Origin of the sequence: Lysobacter sp. Root604 (assembly GCF_001427505.1) — a bacterium.
In the GTDB taxonomy this organism is placed as follows: Bacteria; Pseudomonadota; Gammaproteobacteria; order Xanthomonadales; family Xanthomonadaceae; genus Lysobacter.
The window spans coordinates 85,497-99,907 of record NZ_LMGS01000012.1 but is presented as its reverse complement, the minus strand read 5'-3'; the positions used below and the strand labels follow the sequence as shown (position 1 = coordinate 99,907).

The following is a 14,411-nucleotide window of genomic DNA, read 5'->3' as shown; positions in this document are numbered from 1 at the left end:
GGCGCGCGATGCGGTTCGCCTATGGCTCACCACATCCTAGGTCCCCGACGCAGCATGCACCTCGTAGGATGCGGCGAGCGCAGCCAGCCGCCTCGCACGCCATCCTCAAGCCAGATCGCCGAACCGCGCCTGCAAGGCCGCGATCGCGGCCAGGCCGGCGGTTTCGGTGCGCAGGATGCGCGGGCCCAGGCGCAGGCCGAGGAAGCCGGCGGCGCGCAGTTGTTCGCGGTCCAGCGGCGACCAGCCGCCTTCCGGGCCGATCGCCAGGTGGACCGCCGCGTCGGCGTCCACGCTCAGGGTCGAGAAGGCGAGCTCGCCTTCCGGGTCCAGGATCAGGCGCAGGCCGCCGGCAGGCAGCGCCGCCAGCGCCGCGCTCAGCGACAAGGGCGCGGCGACTTCGGGCACGCGCGCGCGGCCGCTCTGCTCGCAGGCCGAGGCCACCACGCTGCGCCAATGCGCGAGCCGCTTCTCGGCGCGCGCCTCGTCCAGCTTGACCTCGCTGCGCTGCGACCACAGCGGGCGCACTTCGGCCACGCCCAGTTCGGTCGCCTTCTGCAGGATCAGGTCCATCTTCTCGCCGCGCGCGATGCCTTGCAGCAGCACCAGGCGCAACGGCGATTCGCGCTCCACCGCCGTCGCCGCATCGATCGCGACGCGTAGCTCGCGCTTACTCAGGGCGACGATGCGCGCGGAATAGTCGTGGCCGTCGCCGTTGAACAACACGCAGGCATCGCCGACGCCCAGGCGCAGCACCCGCGCCAGATGGGTGGCCGGGCCTTCGGGCAGAGCGATCTCGGCGCCGGCGCGCAGCGCTTGATCGACGTGCACGCGGGTCAGCCTCATACGCCGGCCTCCGCGACCGCATGGTCGATGGCCTCGCGCGTGGTACGCGCGAGCAGCGTCAGCGCCTCGTCGTCGACGCAGTAGGGCGGCATCCAGTACAGCACGTCGCCGAGCGGACGCAGCAGCACGCCGCGCTCCAGCGCCGCCCGGTAGGCGCGCAGGCCGATCCGGGCCGAGGCCTCGAACGGCGTGCGCTTGTCGCCGCCTTGGGTGAGTTCGAAGGCGACGATCATGCCGGCCTGGCGCACGTCGGCGACGTGCGCATGCGCGGCCAGCGGCGCGGCCAGCTCGGCCATGCGCGCGGCGGTGGCGCGGTTGCGCGCCAGGATATCGTCGCTGGCGAAGATGGCCTGCGCGGCCAACGCCGCGGCGCAGGCCAAGGGGTTGCCGGTGTAGCTGTGCGAGTGCAGGAAGGCGCGCTCGCGCGAATCGTCGAGGAAACCGTCGTAAATGGCCTGGGTGGTCAGTACCGCGGCCAGCGGCAGCGCGCCGCCGGTCAGGCCCTTGGACAGGCACAGCAGGTCGGGCGCGATGCCGGCCTGTTCGCACGCGAACATCGTGCCGGTGCGGCCGAACCCGACCGCGATCTCGTCGGCGATCAGGAACACGCCGAACTCGTCGCACAGCGCGCGCACGTGGCGCAGGTAGGAGGCGTCGTGCATGCGCATGCCGCCCGCGCATTGCACGCGCGGCTCCAGGATCAGCGCGCAGACTTCGCCGGCATGGCGTTCGAGCAGAGCGCGCAGGCCGTTGGCCGCGTGCTGGGCGCGCTGCGCCGGCGTCTCGCCCGGCTCGCACAGGTAGGCGTCGGGCGAGGGCGCGAACAGCGCCTCGGCCAGCAGCGGCGCGTACACGCGCCGGTACAGCGGAATGTCGCCGACCGCGAGCGCGCCCAGGGTCTCGCCGTGATAGCCGTTGTCCAGGGCGATGAACTTGGTGCGTCCCGGCTCGCCGCGGTTGCGGAACCAATGGAAGGCCATCTTCAGCGCCACCTCGACCCCGGCCGAGCCGTTGTCGGCGTAGAACACCTTGGCCAGCGGCGCGCGCCCGGCTTCGCGCGGGGCGATCCGCAGCAGACCTTCGGCCAGTTCCACCGCCGGCGCGTGCGAGCAGCCGGCCAGGATCACGTGCTCCAGCGTGCGCGCCTGGGTCGCGATGGCCTCGGCGATGCGCGGCTCGGCGTGGCCGAACAGATTGGTCCACCAGCTCGAGATCGCGTCCAGGTAGCGCCGGCCGTCGCGCCCGATCAGCCACGGCCCCTGGCCGCCGGCGATCGGCAGCAGCGGCAGCGTGTCGGGGTGTTCGCGCATCTGGGTGCACGGGTGCCAGAGCACGGCGAGGTCGCGTTTGCGCCAGGCGTCGGCCTCGGAGACGCCGCCCTCTGCTAGCATCGCGGCATGCTGATTCGTATCTTGCATCCCGCCATTATCCCGCCTTTTGCCTCGCGTACACGTACCGCGGGAGTGCGTTCGTGAGCCGGCGCCTGCCCATCATCCACGGGGTCACCGAGCACGACGCCGGGCCCTACAAGCTGGAGCGGCTGGACCTGGAGTTTTCCAACGGCGAACGCCGCCGCTACGAGCGCCTGCTCGGGCGCGGCCATGGCGCGGTGGTGGTGGTGCCCATGATCGACGCCGAGACCGTGCTGCTGGTGCGCGAGTACGCCGCCGGCGTGCACCGCTACGAGCTGGGCCTGGTCAAGGGCCGGATCGACGAGGGCGAGACCGCGATCGAGGCCGCCGACCGCGAGCTCAAGGAGGAGGCGGGCTACGGCGCGCACTCCCTGACCCTGCTGCGCTCGCTGTCGCTGGCGCCGACCTACATGAGCCATCAGGCGCAGCTGGTGGTGGCGCGCGACCTGTACCCGCAGCGCCTGCCCGGCGACGAGCCCGAAGAGCTCGAGGTCGTGCCCTGGAAACTCGACCGCCTGCACGAGCTGATCCTGTGCGAGGACTTTTCCGAGGGCCGCAGCATCGCCGCCTTGTTCATCGCGCGCGAATGGCTGCGCACCCAGGTAGAGCATCCCCCCGCATGACCGATACCGCCCCCGATTACGTGGACCAGGCCCTGGTCGAAGGCGCGATCGCGATCGCGCGCGACGCGGCCGCCGCGATCCTGGCGATCTACGAGCAGGACTTCGACGTCGAGCACAAGGCCGACGCCTCGCCGCTGACCGCGGCCGACCTGGCCGCGCACCATTGCATCGTCGACGGCCTGGCCCGGCTCACCCCCGATATCCCGGTGCTGTCGGAGGAATCCGCGCACGAGGTGTCGTTCGAGCTGCGCCGGCAGTGGCGGCGGCTGTGGCTGGTCGATCCGCTCGACGGCACCCGCGAGTTCGTCAAGCGCAACGGCGAGTTCACCGTCAACCTGGCCCTGATCGACGATGGCGTACCGGTGTTCGGCGTGGTCCAGGCCCCGGTCGGCGGCGCGCTCTGGTACGGCGTGCGCGGCGGCCGCGCGTTCCGCCGCGACGGCGAGCGCGAACAGGCCTTGCAGGTGCGCATCCCGGCCAGCCCGCCGCTGCGCGTGGCCGCCAGCCGTTCGCACCGCGACGCGCGCACCGAAGCCTTCATGAGCCGCCTGTCGGCGCTGGCCGGCGGCCAGGTCGAGCCGATCGGCCTGGGCTCCTCGCTCAAGTTCTGCCGCATCGCCGAGGGCGGCATGGACATCTATCCGCGCTTCGGCCCGACCAGCGAATGGGACACCGCCGCCGGCCAATGCGTGCTCGAAGCCGCGGGCGGGCAGGTGCTGGATCCGCAGGGGCGACCGTTCCGCTACAACCAACGCGCGCGCATCCTCAACGGCGACTTCATCGCCTTGGGCGATCCTTCGCTGCCCTGGCGGGACTGCCTGGATGGCTGAGGGCGCGCCGCTGCCGGACGGCATCGCCGGTCTGATCGCGATCATGGCGCGCCTTCGCGACCCGGACGGCGGCTGCCCCTGGGACGTCGAGCAGACCTTCGCCACCATCGCGCCGTACACGGTCGAAGAGGCCTACGAAGTCGCCGATGCGATCGACCGCGAAGACCTGCCGGCGCTGAAGGACGAACTCGGCGACCTGTTGTTGCAGGTGGTCTTCCACGCGCGCATGGCCGAGGAGCAGGGCGCGTTCGCGTTCGCCGACGTGGTCGCCGCGATCAGCGACAAGATGGTACGCCGCCACCCGCACGTGTTCGCCGACGCCAGCGTCGAGGACGTCGAGGCCCAGACCGTGGCCTGGGAAGAGCAGAAGCGCCGCGAGCGCGAGGCGGCCGGCGAAGCCGACACCTCGGCGCTCGCGGGCATCGCGCGCGGCCTGCCGGAATGGCAGCGCGCGGTGAAGCTGCAAAAGCGCGCCGCCTCGGTCGGCTTCGACTGGCCCAACGTAACCCCGGTGATCGCCAAGCTGCACGAGGAAATCGAGGAAGTGCGCGCCGAGTTCGACGCCGTCGCCGCCGCGCCCGACGATGCGGCCGCGCGCGACCGCCTCGAGGACGAGATCGGCGATCTGTTGTTCGTGGCCGCGAATCTGGCCCGGCACGGCAAGGTCGACGTGGGCGCCGCGCTGCGGCGCGCGAATCTGAAATTCGAACGGCGGTTCCGGGCGATGGAACGGCTGGCGGCTGGCGACCGCACACCCTTGTCGGGTCTGTCGCTGGACGCACAGGACGCCTACTGGGCCAGTGCCAAGCGACAGGAGCGGGGCGAGTAGATCCGGTGTCGAGATCGACGCAATGATCGGGGTTAGCGCATGCGAGTAGAGCTCCGCCTGACCGCTTCGCTGGTGCTGATGGTAGGCACCTGCTCGATCGCGATGGCAGAAGACGGCCCCGTCGTCATGGTTACGGGGCGCGCGCCGACAATGGAACACATGACGATCTTCGTCGGCGAGAAGCTGTTGCTCGAGCAGGTTCATCCGGCGTTGGAGCCGGGCGAGATCATGCTGGATAGCGTGTTCCAGGCCCGCTATCGGGTGCGGCAGGTCGTGCAAGGCGATGATCCAGGCGACGTCATCGAATTCACGGTCTACGATCACTACGGGCGGCCGCGCTTCGAGCGTTATCCCCATGTGCTGCTGTTTGTGAACCGGTCCGACGACCGCTACTACCACGCGAAGTACCAGTACTACCCCGTCTTCCTGACCCGGAACGGCGCGTGGGCGGCTTGTGCGCCGTCCGACGAGTACGATGCGGAGCAGCGTGACGGTATTGCCGCCGCGAAGCCGATGGCCTTCGGATCGGATGCCTACCTGCCGGTCGACACCGAGCTGAGCGCGGCCGAGAATCGTCGGATCTATCCGCCCCGGCATTTCAGGATCGAAGGCGACCGCGCGTACTGCTTGACCGGCAACACGCTGTCGGAGCTGATTAAGATCAAACAGCGCACCGTGTTCAACGAGGCCGCCCGTTCCAGAGACGATTCAGGAGCCGGCAGCGACCGTCCGTTAGACGAGGACTAGGAGGCAGCCATGGCCAATCGATTCGCGAGCTTCAGCGAGTTCTACCCCTTCTACCTCAGCGAACACAGCAACCGCACCAGTCGGCGCCTGCACTTCATCGGCAGCTGCGGGGTGCTGGTGTTGCTGGCGCTGGCCGTGATCCAGGGCCGGCCCTGGCTGCTGCTGGCGGCGCTGGTCTGCGGCTACGGTTTCGCCTGGGTCGGGCATTTCTTCTTCGAGAAGAATCGCCCGGCGACCTTCAAGCACCCGCTGTATTCCTTGGTCGGCGACTGGGTGATGTTCAAGGACATCCTGACCGGCAAGATCCGGTTCTGACGGGGTACGGTTCTGACAGCGTCCGGTTCCGAGAACATCCACCTTCAATAGCGTCAGCTTCCAAGAAGGTCCAGCGCCCACGGCGGCCTGCGATGTCTCCGGGCCCGGTGGCAAGCACGGTTCGCTACACCTGACGCGGAGCCGGCGTGACCGGGCCGTCCTGCTGCCTGGTCTGGTTGGACATCGAGGGCTGTGGCGCCTGGGCACGGTTGAGTTCCGCGACCTGCTCGCTGCTTTCGGACAAGCTGTGTTGCTGGGCCAGGGCCACGTCGCCCACAGCCTTCCTCCCCCATGGCGCCGACGGGTCCTGGCTGTCGGCCATGTAGACGCGGCTGCCGTCCGGGCTGAACTGCGCGAACCCGATTTCGTCCAGGCCGCGCTTGCGCGCGTCTACGGTCAGGCCTCCGGACAGCTGCGGATTCAGCGGATTCAGCGCGAGGCCTAAGGCCGCGTCGCGCTCGTTGGCGGTGCTCAGCAGGCGCGCATACATGCCGTGATTGGGGTGGAGCGGGTCGTCGAGCAGCAGAGCGCCTTGGCGCTGGCGGCCGCCGGTCGTCGGCTGGGGTTCGCTTGCATCGCTGCGCGCGGGAGCCGGCGTCTCGTTCTGCTGGCGATGCCGTTCCACGGCGCGATCGATAGCCTGCAAGGTGGTGGGATCGGCGCGTCCGGTGACCGCCAGGCCGTTATGTTCCTGGAACTGCCTTACCGCCTGTTCGGTGGAACGGTCGAACGTGGTGCCGGCACCGATCCTGCGGTCGTTCTCATCGCGGATGTCGAGCGTGCGCAGGTTGTCGCGCAGCTGCCCCACTTCGGGGCCCGTCTCCAAGCGGCGCAGGGCGCCGTCTTCCATTGCCGGCCGGCGGGTTGCCGGTTCTACCCCTGCTCCCGCCTGGACGCGGCCGGCGTCGAGCTCGGCGATGAACTCCGGGGTCAACACCGCATGCCAGGCGTCGTAACGATTGAGGCGGTCGGCCAGACCGTTCTCGCCGTTATTGATGGCCTGCGTGGCTCCCGATACGTCGTCGCGCTGCGCCGCGGGTACGCGTTCCTGCCAGTACCACAGCGCGATACGTTGGGCGTTATCGCGGTCGGCGGCGAGGTCGGGTTGGTTGATCAGATCTAGGCCCAACGCCGCGCCCGCGTCGCGGTAATTGTTCTGGCCCGTGAGCTGGGTGTAGCCGCGACCGCGATAGAGATAGCCATCGCCGACGTCGTCGTTGCCCATGCGGCCGCCGTACATGAGTCGCGCAAGTTCTTCCGGCTGGCCGTTCAAGGCCTGGCGTCGCGCGGCTTCCAAGGCGGCGTCGCCTTCGCGATGCGCGTAATCGACCGGAATCTGCTGGATGCCCTGGGTGTAGCGGAAGCCTTCCTCCAGGCGCGTGAACCCGCCGGATTCGTGCCCCAGCTGGCCCATGAAGTTGGCCATTTCCTCGCGAGTGGTGATGCCGGCGGCGCGGGCCGCGCGCAGCATTTCGATTTCGTTTTCGGTGGGCATGGTGTCGTCCTTGTTCCAGCCTGGTATCGAGTACGGCGATGCGCGGGGGCGGGCTCAGGGCAGCGCGTCGGCCGGGAACTTCTTGGGGTCGAAGGTGGCCAGCGCCACGGCGCCGAATTCGGCGTCGGTCTGTCGGCGCTCGGCTTGTTTGCCGTCGGCCCGATCGAAGCCACGGAAGACGATGCCGGCCAAATGCCACGCGTCGTCTCGCCCGTTAAAGGCGAACCGGTATTCGCTGGACCACAACTCGCGCGAGCCGCCTTCGAAGCGCAGCGTGAATTCGCCCTTGCCGGTGCGGATGCCCTGCAGCGGGTCGCCGCTCATGCCGCCGCAATTGCGGCAGAGAATGGCGTTGGGGCTGTCCACCGCGAGACGTAAGATGCCGCCGGCATCGCGCCGCAACAGCAGCAAGGCGCGCGGCGCGAAGGCGGCGTCGCCGCTGCCGCCCGGATCGATCGCCAACAGCGCATCTTCGTCGCCGTCGCCATCCAAATCGCCGCGGGCGCTCGCCAGCAAATTCGCGCCGGCGGGAACGAACGCCGACAGTTCATCCGTATTCGGGGTCGTGCGCGCCGGGCTGGCAGCGGTCGCGCCTGGCGAGGCGCAAGCGGTGGTCAGCCATAATGTCGCGAAGACCGCAACGTAACGCACCGCGCCGTGCCAGCGCAGCGTGTCGAATGCAGGGGGAGGCGTGCGTCGAGCCATGGCGATCCTTGCGGTGTTCTGGCGATTCGCTTGGGAGAGTAGCGGCCCTCAGGCTCGCGATCGCGAACCGGCGTCGCCGCACTCTACCTAACGGCAACGCGCATGCGTCTTCACGAATCGTGGACTTTCGTGCGGACTACACGCAATGTCATCATTGAATACGTCACTTCTGTGGAGCAACCGCTAGAGAATGTCGTGATGCGACCGAGAGCGACGACGCGGGGTCTGTTTGCGCGCCTGGCCCCGGCCGACGCTGTGCCGGATCGGTCGGGGGCGGATCGTTCCCGGAGGCTCAGTCCAGAAAGATCAGCCAGGCCGCGACCACGATCAGGCCGAAACCGGCCCAGTGGTTCCACTTCAGCGGTTGCTCCAGGTACCAGGCCGAGAAGCCGGCGAACACCAGCAGGGTGATGACCTCCTGCATGCCCTTGAGCTGCGGCGCCGAGTAGACCGCGCTGCCGATGCGGTTGGCCGGCACCATCAGGCAGTACTCGAAGAAGGCGATGCCCCAGCTGACCAGGATGGCGGCGGTCAGCGGCGCCGACTTGTACTTCAGATGGCCGTACCAGGCGAAGGTCATGAACAGGTTGGAGCCCAGCAGCAGCAGGATCGGGTACAGGCGGTCGGCGAGCATAGGGGGCGGTTCGCAAGGGAAAGTGGGCAGCTTAACGCTGGTCCTTCACGGGGCGTCCACCCCGACCCCGGCAGTCTTCACAAAACTGAAGGAAACTGGAGAGCTGCATGCAGGGCACTAGAGACGGGGGCTTGGTCCTGATCGTGGAGGACAATCGCAACATCTCCGAGATGGTGGGCGAATACCTGGAAGGGCGTGGTTTCGAGGTCGACTACGCCGCCGACGGCCTGGACGGTTACCGTCTGGCGGCCGAGAACAGCTACGACGTGGTCGTGCTGGACCTGATGCTGCCGCGTCTGGACGGCATCGAGGTGTGCAAGCGCCTGCGCGAGGAAGCGCGCAAGTCGACGCCGGTGCTGATGCTGACCGCGCGCGACACCCTGGACGAAAAGCTGACCGGCCTCAGCGCCGGCGCCGACGACTACCTGACCAAGCCCTTCGCGATCCAGGAACTCGAAGCGCGCCTGCGCGCCCTGATCCGTCGCGAGCGCCGCCAGGTCGGCGGCGAGGTGCTCAAGGTCGCCGATCTGGTGCTGGACCCGGCCAGCCTGCGGGTGACCCGCGGCGGCAGCGAACTGCAGTTGTCGCCGATCGGGCTGCGCCTGTTGACCATTCTGATGCGCGAATCGCCGCGCGTGGTGAGCCGCCAGGAAATCGAGCGCGAGATCTGGGGCAACGGCCTGCCGGACTCCGACACCCTGCGCAGCCATCTCTACAACCTGCGCAAGACCATCGACAAGCCGTTCGGCAAGCAGCTGCTGCACACCGTGCAGAGCGCCGGCTACCGCGTCGCGGACATCTCGCAGCCGCCGGATTGAGCCTGCCGCCATGCCGCAGGGGTTGCCGCGCAAGATCAAGCTTGCCTTCATCGCGCAAGCTTTGATCGGCAGCATCGTCATCACGCTGGGCATAGGCCTGGCGGGATTGGCGGTGCGCAACCTGGTGCTGGAACAGCGCATGCAGCGCGAGGCCGATGCGTTCTGGGCCGGGCATGCGCGCGATCCGCAGCACCCGTTGCCGATCACGTCGACCACGGTCGGCTATTTCATTCCCGCCGGCGCCAGCAACGACGGGCTGCCGGCGGTCGCGCGCGGCACCAGCCGACAGGGCCTCAACGAGCTGCCCGGCGACGACCGGGTGATGCTGGTCGATCGCCGCGCCGAGGGCGCGTTCTACCTGCTGTACTCGTCGGAGCTGATCGACGAGGCGATCCTGTTCACCGGTCTGGCATCGCTGCTGTTGTCGCTGCTGACCATGTACTTCATTTCCTGGCTGACCTACCGCAATACCAAGCGCCTGGTCACGCCGGTCAATCGCCTGGCCGCGGCGGTCGCGCATTGGGACCCGCGCGACCCGCGCGCGGTCGCGGCGTCGCTGGAGGACCTGCCCGGCGAGATCGGCACCGAGGTGCGCCAGCTTTCCAGCGCCTTGCGCGGACTGGCCCAGCGCGTCGGCGAATTCGTCCAGCGCGAGCGCGACTTCACCCGCGACGCCAGCCACGAACTGCGCACGCCGCTGACCGTGATCCGGGTGGCCACCGACCTGATGCTGGCCGACCCGGAAACCCCGGTGCGCGCGCAGCGTTCGCTGGCGCGCGTGCAGCGCGCCGGGCGCGACATGGAGGCGGTGATCGACGCCTTCCTGATCCTCGCGCGCGAGGCCGAGATCGCGCCGCAGAGCGAGGAGTTCCCGGTCCGCGAGATCGTCGATCACGAGGTCGAGCGGGTGCGGCCGATGCTGACCGGCAAGGACGTCGAGCTCAACGTGGTCGACGACGGCGGGCCGCGCCTGCTGGCGCCGCCGCACGTGCTCAGCGTGATGGTCGGCAACCTGCTCAGCAACGCGGTGCGCTTCACCGACGCCGGCCGCATCGACGTGCATCTGGCGCGCGACCGCATCGAAATCCGCGATACCGGCATCGGCATGTCCGCCGAAACCCTCAACCGCGCCTTCGACCCGTTCTACCGCGCCGATTTCTCCGGCGTGGACGGCAAGGGCATGGGGCTGTCGATCGTGCGCCGCCTGGGCGAACGCTTCGGCTGGCCGGTGCAGCTGAGCAGCGTGCCGGGGCAGGGCACGCTGGCGGTGATCCGTTTCAGCCATTGAGGCAGTAACGAGTGGGCAGTAACGAGTAACGAGTGACGGCGTGGCCCACCGCCCCTACCCGTTGCTCGTTCCTGGTCCAACCCGTTACTAGCTGCCCCTTCCCGCGACGCTTCGGGGCCCGCCGGCATCCAAAGTAGGCTCAGGCCCGCTAAGCTGAGTCCGCCGTGCAGCGGCCCCGCCCGGGAACGAAACCGCCCCCCGGCCTGTCAACCGAAAGCGGCCGCGCGCGTTGCCGGCTCCATACCTCTCAATCAGAACCTCATGAGCGCAGCCCGCAAGACGCAGTCGCCCGTTCGCAAACCCTCGCCCTGGATCCGCCGCGCCGTCGTCGCCGCGGTGCTGCTGGCCCTGGCCGGCGGCGGTTATTACTACTACACGCAGCGCAACGAGCAGGCGGAAGCCTCGGCCTATCGCACCGCCAAGGCCGAGCGCGGCGACATCCGGGTCGCGATTTCGGCCACCGGCGCGCTCGCGGCGATCTCGACCGTCGACGTCGGCAGCCAGATCTCGGGCCAGGTCACCGACGTGCTGGTGGACTTCAACGACCGCGTGCACAAGGGCCAGGTGATCGCCAAGATCGATCCCAGCACCTACCAGGCGCAGATCGCCCAGGGCTCGGCCCAGGTCACCAGCGCGCGCGCCAGCCTGGCCACCGCGCAGGCCACCTTGCGCAACGCCGAACTGGATTTCCAGCGCAAATCGGCCCTGGTCGAACGCCAATTGGTCGCGCGCAGCGACGCCGACCTCGCGCGCGCCGCGCGCGACCAGGCGCGCGCCCAGGTCTCCGCGGCGGAAGCGCAGATCAACCAGCAGATCGCCTCCACCCAGACCTCGCGCCTCAACCTGGAGCGCACCGTGATCCGCGCGCCCGTGGACGGCGTGGTCCTGACCCGCACCGTCGAGCCCGGCCAGACCGTGGCCGCCAGCCTGCAGTCGCCGGTGCTGTTCCAGATCGCCGAGGACCTGTCGAAGATGGAAATCGTGCTGGCCATCGACGAGGCCGACATCGGCCAGGTCAAGCCCGGCCAGGGCGTGAGCTTCACCGTCGATTCCTTTCCCGATCGCCAGTTCCGCGGCAAGGTCCAGCAGGTGCGCCTGTCGGCGACCAACACCAGCAACGTGATCACCTACCCGGTGGTGGTGTCGGTGGACAACGCCGAACAGATCCTGCTGCCGGGCATGACCGCCAACGCCGAGATCGAAGTCAGCCGCCGCGACGACGTGCTGCGGGTCGGCAACGCCGCGCTGCGCTACAAGCCGGCCGAGGACGACCCGGCCGCGCAAGCCGCGGGCGGCGCCGGCGGTCCCGGCGCGCAGGGCGGCGGACGCGGCGGCATGGCCAACGATCTTCCGCGTGTGGCCCAGCAACTCAAGCTCAGTTCGGCGCAGCAGGTGACCTTCGACGCCGCGCTGGAAGCGATGAAGCAGCGCTCGGCCGCGCGCCAGGCCACGCCGCCCGCGAACGGCGGCGGCAGCCCGCTGTTCGGCGGCCGCGGCCCCGGCGGCGGTGGCGGCGGCATCGTGATCCGCGGCGGCGGCAACGCCGGCGCGGCCGCGGGCGCCCTGCGTCAGCGCATGCAGGAGCGCTTCAACCAGCAGTTCGCCGAGTTCCGCGGCAGTTTGAATCCCGAACAGCAGGCGCGCTGGGACAGCGAGGTCGCGGCCTTGCTCAACGCGCGCCGCGCACCGCTGTACAAGCTGGTCAACGGCAAGCCGGAGCTGGTCGTGGTCCGGGTAGGCGCCAGCGACGGCAGCTGGACCGAGGTGTCGGGCAACATCCAGCAGGGCGATGAGGTGATCGTCGGCAGCGGGCGCAAGGAACCATGAGCGAGGCGTCCGCCGCCGGCGCCGCGGTGATCGAAACGCGCGCGCTGGGCAAGGTTTATTCGCCGGGCACCGAGGCCGAGGTGATCGCGTTGCACGCGGTCGACCTGCGCATCGGTCGCGGCGAGTTCGTCGCGATCATGGGGCCGTCGGGCTCGGGCAAGTCGACCCTGATGAACCTGATCGGCTGCCTGGACACGCCCAGCAGCGGCCAATACCTGTGCGACGGGGTGGATGTGGCGACCCTGGACGCGGAAGAGCGCGCGGCGCTGCGCCTGGAGAAGATCGGCTTCGTGTTCCAGGGCTTCAATCTGCTGCCGCGCATGAGCGCGCTGGAAAACGTGGCGATGCCGATGGGCTACGCCAACGTGCCGCGCGAGCAGCGTCTGGAGCGCGCGCGCGAAGCTCTGGCCTCGGTCGGCCTGGCCGAACGCGCCAGTCACCGGCCCAGCGAATTGTCTGGCGGCCAGCAGCAGCGCGTGGCGATCGCGCGCGCGTTGATCAACCGCCCGCCGATCCTGCTGGCCGACGAACCCACCGGCGCGTTGGACACCAAGACTGGCGAGGAAATCCTGGCCCTGTTCAAGCGCCTGCAGGCCGATGATCACACCGTGGTGTTGATCACCCACGATCCCGACGTGGCCGCGCACTGCGACCGCGTGTTCGCGATGCGCGATGGCGAGCTGCATGAGCAGCAAGAGGGCGCGGCATGAACTTCCTCGAAGTCCTGCGCACCGCCGTATTCGCCCTGCGCGGCAACTGGCTGCGCAGCGCCTTGACCTCGCTGGGCGTGATCATCGGCATCGCCGCGGTGATCGTGATGGTGTCGGTGGGCCAGGGCACCCAGGCCGAGATCGACAAACTGGTGTCGGGCCTGGGGTCGAACCGGCTGGACATCGGCTCCGGCGCCGGTCGCGGTGGTGGCGGCGCGCGCCAGAGCGCATCCAGTTTCTTCACCTTGAACGAGGGCGACGTCGACGCGATCCGGCAGGAGATTCCGGAGGTGCAGTTCGTCGCCGGCTCCCTGCGCGGCGGCACCCAGGTGGTCTACGCCGAGAACAACTGGTCCACGCAGTGGCAGGGCGTGCAGCCGGAGTTCTTCGACATCAACGGCTGGAGCATCGCCTCCGGCAACGGCTTCGAGTCGCGCGATTACAGCGGCGGCGGCAAGTCGGTGATCCTGGGCGAAACCGTGCGGCGCGAGCTGTTCGGCGATGAGGACGCGATCGGCCAGACCCTGCGCCTGGGCCGGGTGCCGTTCACCGTGGTCGGCACGCTCAAGCCCAAGGGCCAGGGCGGTTTCGGCCAGGACCAGGATGACATCCTGCTGGTACCGCTGGAAACCGGACGCCGCCGCCTGCTCGGCGCGATGGGCCTGCCGCCGGGCGCGGTGATGCAGATCGCGGTCGGGGTGGGGCGCGCCGAGGACGTGACCTACGCGCAAGGCGAGATCGAGGCCTTGCTGCGCCAGCGTCACAAGATCCAGCCCGGCGCCGACGACGACTTCACCGTGCGCAACATCGCCGAGGTGGTGGCCACGCGCACCGCCACCACCAACCTGATGTCCAAGCTGTTGGGCGCGGTGGCCACGATCTGCCTGATCATCGGCGGCATCGGCATCATGAACATCATGCTGGTGTCGGTAACCGAGCGCATCCGCGAGATCGGCCTGCGCATGGCGGTAGGCGCGGGGCCGCGCGACATTCGCCGCCAGTTCCTGGCCGAGGCGATGGTGATCGCGATGATCGGCGGCGTGATCGGCATCGCGATCGGCGTGGTCGGCGCGCTGCTGGTCGGCAAGTTGGGCTCGCTGCCGGTGGCGCTGAACGCGCAGGTGGTGGGGCTGGCGGCGGCGTTCTCGATCGCCACCGGCCTGTTCTTCGGCTACTACCCCGCGCGCAAGGCCTCGCTGCTGGATCCGATCGAGGCGCTGCGCCAGCAGTAAGCGTTCGCGTGCGGCGGTCGCCGCACGCGAACCACGACCACCGGCACGGGTGGGCGCCGCCGCGGACTGGCATGGTGCGTGCGACCAGCCCGATCGGAGCGGA

15 protein-coding genes are annotated in these 14,411 nt (G+C 69.2%); 10 read left to right on the top strand and 5 right to left on the bottom strand.

All coding sequences use genetic code 11. The annotated features are described in order from the left end of the window. Positions 1-105: 105 nt before the first annotated feature. Both ASD69_RS19065 and bioA read right to left on the bottom strand, forming a co-directional pair. Entirely contained in the window at positions 106-843 is a 738-nt protein-coding gene (locus ASD69_RS19065) for a 16S rRNA (uracil(1498)-N(3))-methyltransferase (protein WP_056182255.1), read from the bottom strand. Next, on the bottom strand, positions 840-2,234 hold the full coding sequence (bioA, locus tag ASD69_RS19060; RefSeq protein WP_056182568.1) for an adenosylmethionine--8-amino-7-oxononanoate transaminase: 1,395 nt from the start codon (positions 2,232-2,234) through the stop codon (positions 840-842). The genes ASD69_RS19065 and bioA overlap by 4 nt, the downstream gene beginning before the upstream one ends. 80 nt (positions 2,235-2,314) lie before the next feature. Here bioA and nudE point away from each other — a divergent pair, with 80 nt between their 5' ends. Genes nudE through ASD69_RS19035 form a run of 5 tightly spaced genes read left to right on the top strand, consistent with a single transcriptional unit; the run spans position 2,315 to position 5,599 of the window. Next, positions 2,315-2,878, top strand: a complete 564-nt coding sequence (nudE, locus tag ASD69_RS19055) for an ADP compounds hydrolase NudE (protein ID WP_056182253.1) — start codon at positions 2,315-2,317, stop codon at positions 2,876-2,878. After that, the gene (gene cysQ / locus ASD69_RS19050; RefSeq protein WP_056182249.1) at positions 2,875-3,708 is read left to right on the top strand and encodes a 3'(2'),5'-bisphosphate nucleotidase CysQ; all 834 of its coding nucleotides are present in this window, start codon (positions 2,875-2,877) and stop codon (positions 3,706-3,708) included. Before nudE ends, cysQ begins: the two co-directional genes overlap by 4 nt. Further along, entirely contained in the window at positions 3,701-4,537 is an 837-nt protein-coding gene (gene mazG, locus ASD69_RS19045; RefSeq protein WP_082576643.1) for a nucleoside triphosphate pyrophosphohydrolase, read from the top strand. Before cysQ ends, mazG begins: the two co-directional genes overlap by 8 nt. 39 nt (positions 4,538-4,576) lie before the next feature. Continuing rightward, positions 4,577-5,284 carry a hypothetical protein gene (locus ASD69_RS19040; protein WP_056182246.1) on the top strand — a complete coding sequence of 236 codons (708 nt, stop codon included), beginning with the start codon at positions 4,577-4,579 and terminating at the stop codon, positions 5,282-5,284. Positions 5,285-5,293: 9 nt separating this feature from the next. Further along, positions 5,294-5,599 carry a DUF962 domain-containing protein gene (locus ASD69_RS19035; RefSeq protein WP_056182239.1) on the top strand — a complete coding sequence of 102 codons (306 nt, stop codon included), beginning with the start codon at positions 5,294-5,296 and terminating at the stop codon, positions 5,597-5,599. 124 nt (positions 5,600-5,723) lie between these two features. Here the strand turns inward: ASD69_RS19035 and ASD69_RS19030 are convergent, their stop codons facing one another. From ASD69_RS19030 to ASD69_RS19020, 3 genes are all read right to left on the bottom strand, one after another. Beyond that, positions 5,724-7,094, bottom strand: a complete 1,371-nt coding sequence (locus ASD69_RS19030; RefSeq protein WP_056182237.1) for a peptidoglycan-binding protein — start codon at positions 7,092-7,094, stop codon at positions 5,724-5,726. A gap of 54 nt (positions 7,095-7,148) precedes the next feature. Beyond that, positions 7,149-7,799, bottom strand: a complete 651-nt coding sequence (locus ASD69_RS19025) for a hypothetical protein (protein ID WP_056182232.1) — start codon at positions 7,797-7,799, stop codon at positions 7,149-7,151. A gap of 292 nt (positions 7,800-8,091) precedes the next feature. Next, positions 8,092-8,433 carry a DMT family protein gene (locus ASD69_RS19020; protein ID WP_157489570.1) on the bottom strand — a complete coding sequence of 114 codons (342 nt, stop codon included), beginning with the start codon at positions 8,431-8,433 and terminating at the stop codon, positions 8,092-8,094. Between the two features lie 107 nt (positions 8,434-8,540). On the opposite strand from ASD69_RS19020, the gene ASD69_RS19015 reads away from it, so the two are divergent. From ASD69_RS19015 to ASD69_RS18995, 5 genes are all read left to right on the top strand, one after another. Beyond that, positions 8,541-9,251, top strand: coding sequence for a response regulator transcription factor (locus ASD69_RS19015; RefSeq protein WP_055900565.1), 711 nt, complete (start codon positions 8,541-8,543; stop codon positions 9,249-9,251). A gap of 10 nt (positions 9,252-9,261) precedes the next feature. Continuing rightward, positions 9,262-10,539, top strand: coding sequence for a HAMP domain-containing sensor histidine kinase (locus ASD69_RS19010; RefSeq protein ID WP_056182225.1), 1,278 nt, complete (start codon positions 9,262-9,264; stop codon positions 10,537-10,539). Positions 10,540-10,800: 261 nt separating this feature from the next. Next, positions 10,801-12,366 (top strand): efflux RND transporter periplasmic adaptor subunit, encoded by a 1,566-nt coding sequence (locus ASD69_RS19005; protein ID WP_056182223.1) that lies wholly within the window; start codon positions 10,801-10,803, stop codon positions 12,364-12,366. Next, on the top strand, positions 12,363-13,076 hold the full coding sequence (locus ASD69_RS19000) for an ABC transporter ATP-binding protein (protein WP_157489571.1): 714 nt from the start codon (positions 12,363-12,365) through the stop codon (positions 13,074-13,076). The genes ASD69_RS19005 and ASD69_RS19000 overlap by 4 nt, the downstream gene beginning before the upstream one ends. After that, positions 13,073-14,308, top strand: coding sequence for an ABC transporter permease (locus ASD69_RS18995; protein ID WP_056182220.1), 1,236 nt, complete (start codon positions 13,073-13,075; stop codon positions 14,306-14,308). The genes ASD69_RS19000 and ASD69_RS18995 overlap by 4 nt, the downstream gene beginning before the upstream one ends. The last annotated feature ends 103 nt before the right edge of the window (positions 14,309-14,411 follow it).

Bases quoted from the DNA above. Each gene is read 5' to 3' on its own strand.
- ASD69_RS19015 (WP_055900565.1), top strand. From the start codon at position 8,541: ATGCAGGGCACTAGAGACGGGGGCTTGGTCCTGATCGTGGAGGACAAT.
- mazG (WP_082576643.1), top strand. From the start codon at position 3,701: ATGGCTGAGGGCGCGCCGCTGCCGGACGGCATCGCCGGTCTGATCGCG.
- ASD69_RS18995 (WP_056182220.1), top strand. From the start codon at position 13,073: ATGAACTTCCTCGAAGTCCTGCGCACCGCCGTATTCGCCCTGCGCGGC.
- ASD69_RS19010 (WP_056182225.1), top strand. From the start codon at position 9,262: ATGCCGCAGGGGTTGCCGCGCAAGATCAAGCTTGCCTTCATCGCGCAA.
- ASD69_RS19035 (WP_056182239.1), top strand. From the start codon at position 5,294: ATGGCCAATCGATTCGCGAGCTTCAGCGAGTTCTACCCCTTCTACCTC.
- bioA (WP_056182568.1), bottom strand. From the start codon at position 2,234: ATGCTAGCAGAGGGCGGCGTCTCCGAGGCCGACGCCTGGCGCAAACGC.
- ASD69_RS19005 (WP_056182223.1), top strand. From the start codon at position 10,801: ATGAGCGCAGCCCGCAAGACGCAGTCGCCCGTTCGCAAACCCTCGCCC.
- ASD69_RS19000 (WP_157489571.1), top strand. From the start codon at position 12,363: ATGAGCGAGGCGTCCGCCGCCGGCGCCGCGGTGATCGAAACGCGCGCG.
- ASD69_RS19020 (WP_157489570.1), bottom strand. From the start codon at position 8,433: ATGCTCGCCGACCGCCTGTACCCGATCCTGCTGCTGCTGGGCTCCAAC.
- ASD69_RS19065 (WP_056182255.1), bottom strand. From the start codon at position 843: ATGAGGCTGACCCGCGTGCACGTCGATCAAGCGCTGCGCGCCGGCGCC.
- ASD69_RS19040 (WP_056182246.1), top strand. From the start codon at position 4,577: ATGCGAGTAGAGCTCCGCCTGACCGCTTCGCTGGTGCTGATGGTAGGC.
- ASD69_RS19025 (WP_056182232.1), bottom strand. From the start codon at position 7,799: ATGGCTCGACGCACGCCTCCCCCTGCATTCGACACGCTGCGCTGGCAC.
- ASD69_RS19030 (WP_056182237.1), bottom strand. From the start codon at position 7,094: ATGCCCACCGAAAACGAAATCGAAATGCTGCGCGCGGCCCGCGCCGCC.
- cysQ (WP_056182249.1), top strand. From the start codon at position 2,875: ATGACCGATACCGCCCCCGATTACGTGGACCAGGCCCTGGTCGAAGGC.